The organism is Methylovorus menthalis (genome assembly GCF_020523625.1).
Taxonomy (GTDB): Bacteria; Pseudomonadota; Gammaproteobacteria; order Burkholderiales; family Methylophilaceae; genus Methylovorus; species Methylovorus menthalis.
In genome coordinates this window covers 1706356-1719892 of the sequence record NZ_JAJAQH010000006.1, presented here as the reverse complement: position 1 = coordinate 1719892, position 13537 = coordinate 1706356, and the positions used below count along the sequence as shown (strand labels likewise).

Sequence of the window (13537 nt, the reverse complement as noted above, 5' to 3'; positions counted from 1 at the left end):
AGAAAAAAGCGCCCATGAGGCGCTTTTTTTATAGGGGTTAAGGCGGTGCTTGGTGCCGGGAGCGTAGCCCGGCGCGAAGCGCCGCCTAAATTTATATTACGGACACAATACAACCAAGAACGAGAGTTTTATAAACTCTCTATTACATTTATTTCTGAGTTTGCGTTCTTAGTTTTTGTTTTAGGTTTAGATTTTTTCTTGGGCAACTCGAATGCGGTCACCCCATCTGGAAGCCAGATAAGTTCACCATGTGTCATTACAAATTTGACTGGGACCTTGGGATTGTTTATATCCTTCTGATTGGAGTACCATTTTTCCTCCCATTTTGAGTAATAGAACTCCATGGCTTGGGGTGATAGCTTATAAATTGCTAAAAGATTAATCCCGCTGTACGCAGCGAAATACCATGATACCTTTCTATATTTGCGGATAATGGTTGGGTTCATGTGGTGATGTGTTGAAAACGACCGGGTGAGTTCAATGTTCACCGTTTTGATTTCATACTCATTTCCCTGATCATCTTTGGCGTCGTTGCCCTCGCGGGATCCATCAGAGGTCAAATTCAGTAACATAAGGAGTTGGAGGTACTTCCCGCCGTTATCCTGGAAAATGTCACTTATGTTATATTTGCTGGCTAATTCCTGATATTTTTGTATATGAGGGAATAGGTTGAGATAGGTCTCATAATCTGGATTATTCATAAGGCTTGAGTAGCTCCCGTAAGTCGATCTCAAGAGCACTTGCAAGCTTTTCCATATTATCAATGGTGATATTTCGCTCAAATCTTTCCACCGAACTAACATAAGTCCGGTGGAGAGTCGAAAGCTCAGCCAATTTTTCTTGCGAAAATCCTTTGGAAGTTCTTACCTCCCGAAGTCTGTTTGCAAATATAATCCTAGATGACATGATCATGCTCCCGTGAGCTTGCGATCATGCCTACATGAACACTTTGTATCTACAGACTTTAAGTTTCATTATCTTTCTTTAGGCTTCAATGAAGAGTTTACCGGCATTTGGAAATCAACCGTTATATCAAACGGACTTGGGCGCTGCTTATGTAGCAGACTCTTTGGATATGCTTAAACAGCTACCTGATGGTTCTGTTAATTTAGTGGTGACGTCCCCCCCCTTCGCTCTGTTACGGGTAAAGGAGTATGGCAATAAAGATCAGCATGAATATATCGATTGGTTATCTGAATTTGGTCGATTGGTACACCAGAAGCTTACAGATGATGGGTCTTTTGTGATTGATCTGGGAGGGGCCTACCAAAGAGGGGTCCCCGTCAGAAGTTTGTATAATTACAGAGTGCTGCTGAAGTTCGTTGATGAACTTGGTTTTCATCTGGCAGAGGAATTCTTTTGGCATAATCCTTCTAAGCTACCTAGTCCAATCGAGTGGGTAAATAAGCGAAAAATCCGTGTCAAGGATTCAGTAAATACTGTCTGGTGGTTTTCGAAAACGGAATGGCCAAAATCTGACGTAACAAAAGTGCTGTCAGAATATTCTGACAGGATGAAAAAGCTGATTAAAGACCCATCGGCTTACTACACTCCCTCGAAACGTCCTTCAGGGCATGATATTGGCGTAGGTTTTGGTAAAGACAATGGGGGTGCCATACCCTCCAATCTATTGCAGATATCAAATGGAGAGGCAACCTCTAAATATCTTAAAATATGCAAGGAGCTTGGATTGTCGGCTCACCCGGCAAGATTCCCTTCAAAATTACCCGAGTTCTTTATTAAGATGCTTACTACGCCAGGTGATCTGGTGATCGATATTTTTGCGGGCTCTAACACTACTGGTTATGTTTGTGAGTTAGAGGGGCGTCGTTGGCTTTCATTTGAGCAGGATCATCAATACTTATCGGCATCTGTTTTTCGTTTTCTTCAAAATGAGCCGATAGATGTAATTAAATCTTTATATGAAGAGCTTATTGGCAATGCTGGCGCAATGGGTACTTCTAAGAAGGTAGTTCCGAAAATTCAACACAATCTTGCAATTTAAATATTATTGACAGCACTTTTAACAGTACATTAACTTTATTATTTTAATATTTTTTTTTGAAATCATTTGCTTATGGAGCCTGTTTGGATGCCCCCGGCCCACCATTTAAGGTTGTATAGTAGTACAAAGCAATGTAAAGCAAGATGACGTAAGATAAAAAGCCCATTGGTTACAGCCACTTGGGCTTTTTTATTGCCTAATGGTTTTCAATGTGCAGCATTGACAGCCCATAATTTTTTACAGTATTTTGAGCAGCATCTTTGAATCTCTGATTTTAGATACTGTATTGAGATACTGTAAATGCCACTTACTGAACTACAAATAAAACAAGCAAAGCCCCAACCCAAGCCCTACCGCATGACTGACGGTCACGGGCTTTACCTTCTCGTAAACGAGAAGGGCAAATACTGGCGATATGATTATGCTTACTTCGGCACCCGCAAGACCCTAGCCATAGGCATCTATCCGGTTATTACGCTGGCTATGGCCCGAGAAAAGCACCTAGAAGCAAGAAGACTGCTGGCTCAGGAACCGCCCATTGATCCCTCAGCCCATAAAAAACAGCAAAGAACAGCAAAGAACAGCACAAAAATCAATTGTGCAAAACGCCTTTGAAAACGTCGCCCGTGAATGGCTGACCTACTACCGCCCGGCAGTAAATTCCACTCACCACGATAGAACCATGCGCCGCCTTGAGGTGTATCTGTTCCCGTGGATCGGCAAAGCAGAAATATCAACCCTGACCCCGCCAGACATCCTAAAGCCCCTCAAACTCATACAAGAGCAAAACAAACTGGAAACAGCGCACCGCGTGCTGCAAGTGACCAGCCAGATATTCCGCTACGCCGTCAGAACAGGCAGGGCAGGGCGCGATATCACCGCCGATTTAAGAGGTGCAATACCATCAGTCAGGACCCGCCAAATGGCATCCATGACAGAGCCGGAAGACGTCGCCCAACTCATGAAAGCAATAAACGGCTTCAAAGGCTCCATTACTGTCCAGATTGCCTAAAGCTGGCTCCTCTCGTATTCGTTCGTCCAGGTGAGCTAAGGCGGGCAAAATGGGCTGATATAGACCTTGAGGCAAAAGAATGGCGCTACATGGTCACCAAAACAAAGACAGAACACCTCGTTCCGCTCTCAACGCAAGCCGTGGAACTGCTTGAAACGATTCACCCTATATCAGGGCATGGGGAATGGGTTTTTAGGGGCGGACACGACCCCAGAAAGCCAATGAGTGAAGCGGCCATCAATGCCGCCTTGAAAAGAATGGGCTATGACACCCAGAAAGATATAACAGGTCACGGCTTCCGCGCCATGGCCCGAACGATACTTCACGAACGCTTAAACTTCGATCCCTACGTCATCGAGCATCAGCTAGCCCATAAGGTGCCTGACGCTCTTGGTGCTGCTTACAATCGCACTAAATTCATTGATCAGCGAAAAGAAATGATGCAGAGGTGGGGAGATTATTTAACCAATATAGCAATTTAGAAATCCTCTTCATCCATGTCTATCCTGAGAATCTGAAACTCTTTTAATGTACCGTTTACCAATCTATCCCCATATTTATAACAAAGACGAGAGTAGCATTTTGAGTCCAATCCATTCCAATGCTGCTCCCATGCATCTTTGAAATATCGCCTCATATCCTTATACATCATTGCATCCCTTAAGAAACCCATGGGAGTTGTTCTTTCATGAGATATTACCTCTAGAAAGTCATTAGAAAGTAAGTTTTGTAAATCCTGTAAATTGTAAATTTTGAATCGATTTAATTCCGTTACATCTCTTTCATCAATGGTATAGCTATAGTCGACTTTTAATTGAGGATAATTAATTAGTAGCAATTCTAAGAATTTTGTAATGCTTGGGGAGTTTAATTCAATTTCGAGATTTCCAGACTCGGTTCTTTCTACTATCGAGGTAGAGTAGTTTTCAACCTCTTTTACTAAGGTATTAAACTCTTTGTCTGCTAGTTCAAGAATTCCAGCGATTAAATTAAAACTTCGCTTTAGGTGAGGTGGCAATTTTCCAGATATTTTGTAACCGCGGTCATGTTCAATTTCAGCCCATGCATGTTGCAGTGCTGTTCGGATTTGGATTTCAAAAAATTTCCCAACGTAGTTTTTGCACTCATTTAACTTTTCTCTAGTTTCTCCAATGTCACAAACAAAATGAATTGATCTGTAACCAAAGCGATCTTCACCTAAATCCTCGGTTTTATTAATGCTGTGTGCGACATGAACTTTGAAAGTACTTTGAATTAGATTGGCAATTTTTGATATGTCGCGTTCAATAAATGTCACCACTCTTACACCACATATATCTTTGATTTGATCTCTTGGGTGAGTGTATGATTTTCTAGATATTTTATCCGTAATGCTCTCAAGGCTTTTTACTCTACCATGAATATCTAGGAAGTCGATCCCTTCGGTTTTTATTTGTCTTTCAAGAGTGTAAATTACATAATCCTTAAGATTTTCATAACTTGATTTCTCTACTTCATACCAACTTTTTATATCATTTTTCGTTGTCATTTTATTTTTCGTTGAATGCTAGCTTATGATTTCTTTAACTTAAGGATTTCTATAGTTTATTTTTGTGATGCAATGGAAGGCGAAATGCTGCCAATAGATAGTTTTGGATTTTCGCTGTCTTTGTTTCCGATTAGTCCGGTATTTCCAAAGTCGGAAATGGCAGTAACGAGATGAATAAGAATTATATCTCTTTGCTCTGGAGTCGAAGCTGCATCAACTAGGGTGACCATGCTGTTAGCAAGAGTACATCTATGTTTGTTGTGTTGAAGCATATGCATATGTGATCGGAATAATCCCAAGCAGTACGCCGCAATACTGCCAAAAGTAGCTAGTGAGGTAATGTGTATTGCCGATTTGTATGCTATTTTCCATGACCATTCATCTGGAAGGTTTTCATTAAGATATATATAAATTAAAACAAAAATTGAAATTAAGCATATAGCAGATAGTGATCCCCATATTTTTAGCTGAAGTTTTAGAGGTCCTTGTAATTTTTCAAACTGATCTTGTGCAACCTGAACCGAAATGCCTTTGGCAGTATTTCTTGCATTATTTTCTATGTGTCTTGCTTGTATTTCTATTTCATGCGCTAATTCTTTAGCATTGTTGATAGCCCGATGTGACTCTTCTTCAATTCTTTTTAGACTATCTTCAGTATTTCGTGAAATCTCGGATCTTAGGATTTCTAATGTTCTGTTCACATCTTTGTTTTCGAGCAGCTCTGATTTTTCAATTGCTGAACTAACAAAATATATCCATTGGCCTTTAATAGCCTCAATATAATTTCCTATGGCGTCGAGAATATTAGATTTGTTTGAAATGTAGTCATTATTGCTGGAACGAGCCAGCAGGATAAGGTGTTCATTAATACTGTGGATTAACTGTCTTACTTGGCTTAAAGGCGAGTCAGGAACATCACGGCCATACTCAATTACGAACTTAATTCTTTTATCAATTTCATCAAGGATTGGTTCGATAATGCCTTTAAGAGATTCGACTCCTAGTTCCTCTCTTATAATTCTGGATTTATCAATAGCAATGAAATTATTTGCAACTTGAATCAATTCTGAGTACTGATTTTCCGATGCCATAGTCCCCATCCCATTTTATTTTTGTTATTAAAATAAGAAACTCATTACTTAATATTTCCTGCTTTTTTTTGTATTACGTCAGTTTTATCTGTAAGTAGGTAAGCTGCATATTCAGGCCATAGATCAGCAATCTTTATTAAGACGCTTACTTGTGGCGCGTTTTGTCCTTGCTCCGTCCGGATTAAGGTTCCCTTAGGAATTCCAGTTTTATCTGCGAATTCTTGTCGGCCCATACCTAAGCCTTCTCGAATCAATCTTATTCTTTCTCCAACTGTTGCCACGGCGTGTCCATTCGTGGTTATATTTGCTTATGGTATGTCCAATTATGAACATAGTATTGTAATGTAGCCTAAAGGAGGCTAACGCATTATGGACACTCCCTTCGACGCAAGTCAATTGACCGTCGTGCCCCTCATGTCCCGCTGAAAATTCGCCCTCAGGAGGGGCTCTGCCAACATTGATTGACTCATCTGCCATGGAGCTTAACATACGCTGACATGACTTTCGGACCAGTCCTATACCTTAACAGGAGGTGGGCAATGGTTAATCAAAGATTGACTGGTCTACGGGAGGGGAATATGGAACTCGAAAACTGGCAGCGCCTTCATGAGCAATGGGCAACTTCAAAATTGGTATTGGATGAATACCAGGATTCTGTCGATCAAGAAGTTGAACTCGTCTTAATGGGTAAAAGTAGAGGACCCACTACTTCAATGAAGATTAGCTTGGTTCAACAGCGGAAGCTTGTGACAGGCCTTCGAGATGAGCTAGACCACTTCTTGGATAGATGCTTTGATGCTGATGTGATGAACTAGATATAGTTAGGTAACTAAAGGGCAACCATGCGGCATTCATTGATAATCGTTTTCCTCTTATGCTGCTCTTGCTCCCCCACGCCCCCGCCTTCAGAAGAGGAGGTGAGGGCGTTGCTGGCTAAACAAATTCCGCAGCCAAACCTTGTTCATGAAAGCGATCTGGAGACCTTTCATTGCTATGTTTCAGAAGCTGATGAAGCGGACTACGAGTGTGAGTTCGTCCTTGCTGGTGTGAAGCATAAACACTTTTACGTTAGAGCTGGTGGCAAGTGGAAGATGGTCTATGAGGGAGATCATCCCTGAGTTGTTCCCTGAGATGCCGCGATTACCTCCGCGGCCATTCTATGTATTATGTAGTGGCATACTGTTGATTAAGTAATTCCCCTTGTCCATCCGCGGAGGGCGCTATGTCTCCATTAGAGGTTTTTTTAACGAAAGACTCAGGGTGCCTTGATGTGGCATTAGGTGCGCGTGATTCTTATACCGCTGCGCACTGTACCCGGGTCGAAGCCATGTGTCTGATGTTGGGGCAAGAGTGTTCTTTAGAGGGCGATGAACTCATCTTGCTGCGCATAGCAGCAAAACTTCACGATATTGGCAAAATTGGCATCCCGGACAGAGTTTTGCTAAAGCCTTCCCGCTTTGAGCCTGACGAATGGGAAGTGATGAAAAGCCACGCTGTGCTTGGGCAGGAGATTTGCGCTGCGATGCCCCATGAGGCCGCCCCTGAAGCAGCATTCATCATTCGCCACCATCATGAAGGGTTTGATGGAAAGGGTTATCCGGACGGCTTGTCAGGAGAGGATATTCCGATTGCCGCTCGCATTATCACAATCATCGACTGCTATGATGCGATGACAACCACTCGCCCCTATCATGCTCCGCGCACTCATGAGGCTGTTATGGCTATCTTGGATGGTGAGAAGGGCTCTAAACTTGATCCTTATATCCTCGGCCGTTTCGAGCAGGTGATCGCGCATAGCGAATTTCGCGCAGCATGAACTTCGGGCTTTTCCAGTGCCATGAACCTCATTTATAATATTTAACAGCCAGCCTTGACCTATCAGTCCTGCAGCCAAAGTGATATGCATCTGGTTATCTGGAATGTATGACTCCAGTGACACCACCAAAAACACCTGAAATACCTATGTTCATCGTCGCGACTGTCAGCGGCTTCAATCATTGTTTCAATGTTTTAGGGGAGCCTCCTTTTGCTTAAGTTAAAACTCAATCTCATATTGGCTAACTGCGCTCTCATCGCGCTGGCATTGGTGGGGTTGCCCGTAGTGGCCGCCGACATTGCGGGTGCCAAAGACCATCCTTTACTGACACGCTTTGCCGGTACCACCATTCAGAACTATCAGGCGAGCGATTTTGATGAGGTGATAATGCCGGTTAAGCCAATACCGACTGAAACTGCCATCGCCTCATCTGATTTACTCAGCGTAGAAGGCAAAGTAACCCGCATTGGCTATGAACTTGCTGCTGATAAGACGGCTCTTGAGGTCATGCGCAATTACGAAGCGGCTCTTGGCAAGAACGCGTTTAAACCTATGTTTCAATGTGCAGGGGCGGCATGCGGCCGCGATATGGGCGGTTATTTAGCCAATAGCGGCAAAGTGATGCCAACGGGTTTCGATGCCATTTTTGGCAACAATGACCGCTACTTGCTGACCCGGCGCAACAATGCGCAAGGCGATGTTTATGTACTGCTATGGGTAATGGAAGACCGGTCGAACAAGCGAGTGTTAATTTATCAGCAAATTGCTGAGGTTAAGCCCATGAAAACCAATCAAGTCAGTGTTTTAAGTGCATCCGATCTTAAGAAAAGTCTGGATAGTAATGGCAAGGTTGCGGTGTATGGGATTTACTTCGATACGGCAAAAGCAGAGGTGAAACCTAACTCCAAACCTGCTCTCGACGAGATGGCCAAATTATTGGTTTCCAATCCTGGTATTCGCGCTTATATCGTCGGACACACTGACAATGTGGGGAGTTTTAACAACAACCTCGAACTCTCGCAACGACGGGCGGATGCGGTCGTGAAGGCACTCATAGGCTACAAAATCGACGCCCAACGCTTGACAGGTAAAGGGGTAGCATCGCTCGCACCTGTCAGCAGCAATGGCAATGATACTGGACGAGGGCTTAACCGGCGGGTCGAATTGGTGCTCCAGTAGTTTATTAGCTATCACATAACAGTGCGTGGGATCGATAGCGGAAATTTGTCATTCTTTTATGGGCCATCTTGTGGGAAAACTATTGCTGTATGCGGGCTGAGCCTTGGCTCTTCGCCTCGTAGTCGAAACTACCGGATTAATTTGTTTGGAGTAACATTGTGGGTAACTAAGGTGCATTAACTTTCTATAATGGCCCAAGAGTTGGGTTTCAGCCATTTGTTTAGTTGCCCAGGGCCCATTTAAGGATGTATAGTAGTCTAAAGTAATGTAAAGCAAGATGACGTAAGATAAAAAGCCCAATGGTAAAACTTTTGGGCTTTTTTATTTTTGTGCGAGTGGTTTTGGATTCCATATAGTGGATCGTATACATCCACTATGTTGTGTCAGCTTGAATATCGACAAAAGGTAGCGAGAGAGCACCTGCGATTATTGGGAAAGGGGGCGGCTGCTTAAGCATCAATTAGCTGAAAAAGCTGGATGGTTGGCAAGTCTAAATAGTGGATAAATATAACTTACTACATCGCCTGATATTTTTTATTGTCTGTATGTTGAGCGTTAGTCTTGCTAATGCTACTGACCTCATCGCGCAACGTGAATATCTGCGGGATGCAGCCGGAACTTTGACTGTTCAGGAAGTCTCTCAGCTTGATTTTGAATCAGCCACACCTATTCTGACCAAAGGATATAGTCATGCAGCACATTGGCTTAGAATAACGGTACTCCCAAGTAAAGAAAAGAATATTGAATTACGGATACGCCCGACTTATTTGGATGAGATCACGCTTTATTATCCTGATCCCCGGAATCCGGCCTTATGGATAAAGCGAGTAACAGGCGATAAATATTCATATGAGAATCGTGACCGAAATGCCTCCTCACTAGGTTTTATTGTTCCTGCAAGTTCGGAAATTAAAACTTATTATTTACGCTTGCAGACAAGCAGTAGTGCTTTACTGCATGTGCAGGCATTGCCACCCGCTGAGGCTAGGATTAGTGATCTTAGGCAAGATATTTTCATGATGATTTATCTGGGATTCATGCTTTGGATTACATTCTGGGCGGTTGAAGATTTTGTCAGGCGACCAGATAGACTTACAGGTTTTTTCATTATTTACCAGGTGGTCTATTTTAGTTATGCCCTTGCAATCACTGGTCATATTGCGCCTTTTATCCCTTCGTATTTAGCATGGATAAACGATTCGATTACGAGTTTTTTGGTCCTGACCAATGTGTTTGTCAGTATTCTTTTTTACTATGGATTATTTGCACTTTACTCACCGCCAAAAATACTTCTACGCCCATTGATTGTGTTGTGCATTTTCTTCCCATTGGCTGTGTATGGCTTAATGCATGGCTATGCAACGGAAGTGTTGCGGGCCAACGCACAGGTTGTCCTTATTGCAGCCGTGTTGTTTATTTCCCTTGCCTATGCCGCGACTAAAGACGCGACTCCCAGTCGAATAACCTTAAGAGTTATTTGCTCTTTGCAAACAATTTCATTGATTCTTTCAATGTTTCCTCTGCTCGGTTGGGTTTCTGCTACGGAGTGGAACCTGAGTGCTACATTGATCCATGGGTTGATTTCCGCTTTGCTAATGTATTTCATTTTGCATAAGCGTTCGACGGCCATTACTAAAACTGCAAAACAGGCAAAGGCTTCATTACAGCTGGCAGAGCAGGCGCTCATGTTTGAGCGGCAGAAGAGAGATGAACAAAGTTATTTTATGGCAATGATTACGCATGAGCTGAAAACGCCATTATCTGTAATCCGGATGTCTCTGGATGCCATGCAAGTAAAAAATCCATTAAAAAAATATACGGATCAAGCGGTATTGGATGTCAGCAATATTATCGATAGCTGTGCCCAAATCGATAAGCTTGACGGCAACTCAATTCCTGTTTCCAAGAGATCATGCAATGTTGGTTTGATAATGGGTGAGCTACGCCAAGAGCTGGGTTATAAAGACAGAGTCAAAATCTTGGCCGAGGACGTTGAAGAAATAAGGACCGATCGCTTTTTGTTGCGAGTAGTGTTTAAAAATCTTCTGGAAAATGCTGTCCGCTACTCTCCGACCAATTCCCTGGTTAATGTGCGAATTTCATGGAAAAGGGATATTCAGCCCAAGCATATATGTGTGACTGTTGAGAATGAGATGTTGGCAAGCAACACTCCCGAAATAGATAAGGTTTTTGATAAATACTATCGGGCACCTGGGGCTAAACGTTACACAGGATTTGGCCTGGGTCTATATATATCAAGAACGATAGTTAGTTTGTTGGGTGGTGAACTCATTGCGGAAATTGAAGACCGGAAAATAATATTTCGAGTATGTCTAACAACCTGAATATAGTGGTAATTGAAGACCATGATGCTTTACGTGATGTGACTGTAACCGCATTGGCCAGTCATGGGCATAAGGTCATTGGCCTTGAGTGTGCCGAGGCCTTGTACGAGCATAAGGATATCGAGCGGATTGACCTTATGATCATTGATTTAAACCTTCCTGGTGAAGGTGGTTTGAGCCTGACCCATCGAATAAGAAAAGTTTATCCCAATATCGGCATTATCATTGTCAGCGCAAATAATCTGGCGGAGCATAAAAGGGATGGCTATGACAGTGGTGCGGATATTTACCTCACAAAGCCTACTTCGCTGGATGAGCTGAACTCAGCCGTCAATGCTCTTTCGCGCAGACTAAAGCAGGCTCATAAAGTGAATGCCTCATGCCCGCAAATCTGCCTGCGATCATTGAGCTTGCAGGGAGCTGGCATGTCAGTGCAAATTAGCCAGCATGAAGCCTCCGCCCTGATTGCCTTTGTGCGTGCTGCTGATCATCGACTGGAGTCGTGGCAGTTATTGGAGCTGATGGGTGGTCATGGCAGTGAATACACAAAAGCTTCGCTTGAAGTGGCCATCGTTCGGTTGAGGAAAAAACTGGTTCAAGTCGGTGCCGCAAGTCACCCCATCAGGGCTATCCGTAACTACGGCTATCAGTTATGTGAGGAGCTTGCGCTTGCTGATTGAATGGTTACGCCTGAAAAGATCGCTTAACACTTGTAGGTTTTTGTAGGTTTTGACTTAACCGGCTTTGATAGCATCCCCCTATAAATACTTGTAATCACGAGATCGCACTGGGCGATTTCAGTGCTTTATGGGAAATAAAAAATACTTGGGGGAAGTTCAAATGCATACAGCAACTCGAAAATCAGCCTTTCGCGTAAGTCAAAAGGCCACTATCGCTACCATGGTGAGTGTTTTATTCTCATCGAATATCTACGCACACACTTCATCTGTCGGCTATGAAAATGCTGGTGCAGGAGCCGTTACCTTTTGGTACGGTACTTACCATGCAGGTGTCAATTTTACTGAAGGCAGTCTGGAAGTCACCGGACCCAATAGTTATTCTGTCACCACCCCTTTTACGCTATTGGTCACCAACAAGCCTGCCGGTCTGATTGATGGGGTCACCAATTTTTACTCCGATGGAACATCCTTGGTCGGAACAGGCTCGTACAGCAACAGCATTCTTGCCTGGCAAGGTTCTACGTTTAGCAACCTGACTCCTGGCACCTATCGATTTAGCTATATTCCTATCGGTAGCCCCACTCAAACTTGGCAGCCAATCGATCTCATTATTTTATCCAGTACGGTGGTGTTGGATGCTTCCGTTCTGGGCGGAGGCCTGTTTACCCCTAATTCCAATGTAACAAGTGGTGGCGCAGCCGCTGTTCTTGATAGCTTGGTGGGTAATGCCAGTGTTCCGATGAGCGACGCGTTGGCGAACCTTGTGACCTTGTCAGATAAAGACCAGGCAGCCGCATTATCAAGAATTGCTCCCAATACCAGCCAAGCCTCTGGTTTTGCCGCCGCCCAGACGGTGACAGGAAACCTGGATACCGTGCAAATGCGCCTGGATACGCTTCGTGCGGATGGGTTTCAAGTGAGCACGCTAGACCAGTTGCAATCAGGAAAAATCAAGTTGGCTTCCAATGGAGATTTGTCTGGTTTGTTTAATGGCGACAGCAAGAAATATGGTTTCTGGACCAAAGTGTTTGGCGGCCGAGGCAATCAGGATATGCGAGCTGGATTTGCCGGATATGACATGAGCACGACAGGCATGGCGTTTGGTTTAGACACTTTGCTGGAAAGTAACTGGGTGCTTGGTGGGGCATTTACCTATGCCAATACCAACGTCAATATGAATAATTTCCGTGATGGTGACCATAGCGACATCAAAACATACCAAGCCACGCTTTATACAAGTAAAAATTTTGGCAAATGGTATTTGGAAAGCATGCTTGCCTATGCAAGACAAAACTATGAGGGTGCACGTGATACAACCATTACGGGCGTTGCCACGAGCAATTATGATGGCGACCAATGGGCGGCACGCGTAAACGTTGGTTATCCATTTGCCTTGGGTAATCGCGCAAAACTCACCCCTATTGTGGGGATGGAGTGGATTAACCTGCAACAGGAGGGCTATACCGAAAAGGGAGCTGGACCATTGTCCATGAAGTTTAGCGATCAATCTGCTGATCGTATTCGTAGCCTGATGGCCCTTAAGTTTTCCACTGAGCATGCCTTGAGCAATGGCTCATATCTCATCCCTTCTGTTCAGGTTGGCTGGCGCCATGACTTTAAGAATGATGGTGTTAACACCACCACCAGTTTTGTCGGTGGCGGAACATCATTTAAGACACCAGGCCAAGAGATTGATCGAGATACATATAGCTTGGGCGGAGCCATTCGCTATCAAAAAAGCGAGACCTTCTCTATGTCTGTGCAATTAGATGGAGAGAGGGCCAGTGGATATAGTGCCGTCACTGGTCAGTTAGTTGGTCAGTGGAAATTCTAGTATCCATTGCTTAACTCGGCCGGCCAGCAATAAGCCGGTGGCGCCGA

At 43.8% G+C, this 13537-nt stretch carries 16 protein-coding genes; 11 read left to right on the top strand and 5 right to left on the bottom strand.

Annotated features, from left to right (window positions below; all coding sequences use genetic code 11):
- Positions 1-128: 128 nt before the first annotated feature.
- Both LG204_RS14015 and LG204_RS14010 read right to left on the bottom strand, forming a co-directional pair.
- A complete protein-coding gene (locus LG204_RS14015) occupies positions 129-701 on the bottom strand; it encodes a PDDEXK family nuclease (protein ID WP_230337849.1) in 573 nt (190 codons plus the stop codon).
- Positions 694-906: a helix-turn-helix domain-containing protein gene (locus LG204_RS14010; protein WP_230337848.1), complete on the bottom strand. Its 213-nt coding sequence runs from the start codon at positions 904-906 to the stop codon at positions 694-696. Before LG204_RS14010 ends, LG204_RS14015 begins: the two co-directional genes overlap by 8 nt.
- Before the next feature lie 88 nt (positions 907-994).
- Between LG204_RS14010 and LG204_RS14005 the strand changes: the two genes are divergently transcribed.
- The 4 genes from LG204_RS14005 to LG204_RS13990 all read left to right on the top strand — a co-directional run bounded on the left by LG204_RS14005 (position 995) and on the right by LG204_RS13990 (position 3499).
- Positions 995-2005 carry a DNA-methyltransferase gene (locus LG204_RS14005; RefSeq protein WP_230337847.1) on the top strand — a complete coding sequence of 337 codons (1011 nt, stop codon included), beginning with the start codon at positions 995-997 and terminating at the stop codon, positions 2003-2005.
- A gap of 300 nt (positions 2006-2305) precedes the next feature.
- Positions 2306-2620, top strand: coding sequence for an Arm DNA-binding domain-containing protein (locus LG204_RS14000; RefSeq protein WP_230337846.1), 315 nt, complete (start codon positions 2306-2308; stop codon positions 2618-2620).
- Positions 2544-3017 carry a tyrosine-type recombinase/integrase gene (locus LG204_RS13995; protein WP_230337908.1) on the top strand — a complete coding sequence of 158 codons (474 nt, stop codon included), beginning with the start codon at positions 2544-2546 and terminating at the stop codon, positions 3015-3017. Before LG204_RS14000 ends, LG204_RS13995 begins: the two co-directional genes overlap by 77 nt.
- The gene (locus LG204_RS13990) at positions 2909-3499 is read left to right on the top strand and encodes a tyrosine-type recombinase/integrase (protein ID WP_230337907.1); all 591 of its coding nucleotides are present in this window, start codon (positions 2909-2911) and stop codon (positions 3497-3499) included. The genes LG204_RS13995 and LG204_RS13990 overlap by 109 nt, the downstream gene beginning before the upstream one ends.
- On the opposite strand, the gene LG204_RS13985 is transcribed toward LG204_RS13990, so the two are convergent.
- The 3 genes from LG204_RS13985 to LG204_RS13975 are packed head-to-tail and all read right to left on the bottom strand — an operon-like array spanning position 3496 to position 5917.
- Entirely contained in the window at positions 3496-4545 is a 1050-nt protein-coding gene (locus tag LG204_RS13985; RefSeq protein ID WP_230337845.1) for a GTP pyrophosphokinase, read from the bottom strand. The two genes, LG204_RS13990 and LG204_RS13985, sit on opposite strands and share 4 nt — an antisense overlap.
- 56 nt (positions 4546-4601) lie before the next feature.
- On the bottom strand, positions 4602-5636 hold the full coding sequence (locus tag LG204_RS13980) for a hypothetical protein (protein WP_230337844.1): 1035 nt from the start codon (positions 5634-5636) through the stop codon (positions 4602-4604).
- Positions 5637-5680: 44 nt separating this feature from the next.
- Entirely contained in the window at positions 5681-5917 is a 237-nt protein-coding gene (locus tag LG204_RS13975; protein WP_230337843.1) for a helix-turn-helix domain-containing protein, read from the bottom strand.
- A 297-nt stretch (positions 5918-6214) separates the two neighbouring features.
- On the opposite strand from LG204_RS13975, the gene LG204_RS13970 reads away from it, so the two are divergent.
- The 7 genes from LG204_RS13970 to LG204_RS13940 all read left to right on the top strand — a co-directional run bounded on the left by LG204_RS13970 (position 6215) and on the right by LG204_RS13940 (position 13490).
- Entirely contained in the window at positions 6215-6451 is a 237-nt protein-coding gene (locus tag LG204_RS13970; RefSeq protein WP_230337842.1) for a hypothetical protein, read from the top strand.
- Positions 6452-6562: 111 nt separating this feature from the next.
- Positions 6563-6754: a hypothetical protein gene (locus LG204_RS13965; RefSeq protein ID WP_230337841.1), complete on the top strand. Its 192-nt coding sequence runs from the start codon at positions 6563-6565 to the stop codon at positions 6752-6754.
- Positions 6755-6858: 104 nt separating this feature from the next.
- Positions 6859-7452, top strand: a complete 594-nt coding sequence (locus LG204_RS13960) for an HD-GYP domain-containing protein (protein WP_230337840.1) — start codon at positions 6859-6861, stop codon at positions 7450-7452.
- A 210-nt stretch (positions 7453-7662) separates the two neighbouring features.
- A complete protein-coding gene (locus tag LG204_RS13955; protein ID WP_230337839.1) occupies positions 7663-8631 on the top strand; it encodes an OmpA family protein in 969 nt (322 codons plus the stop codon).
- Between the two features lie 497 nt (positions 8632-9128).
- Entirely contained in the window at positions 9129-10976 is a 1848-nt protein-coding gene (locus tag LG204_RS13950; protein WP_230337838.1) for a sensor histidine kinase, read from the top strand.
- On the top strand, positions 10961-11656 hold the full coding sequence (locus LG204_RS13945) for a response regulator transcription factor (protein ID WP_230337837.1): 696 nt from the start codon (positions 10961-10963) through the stop codon (positions 11654-11656). Before LG204_RS13950 ends, LG204_RS13945 begins: the two co-directional genes overlap by 16 nt.
- A 160-nt stretch (positions 11657-11816) precedes the next feature.
- Entirely contained in the window at positions 11817-13490 is a 1674-nt protein-coding gene (locus LG204_RS13940; protein ID WP_230337836.1) for an autotransporter family protein, read from the top strand.
- The last annotated feature ends 47 nt before the right edge of the window (positions 13491-13537 follow it).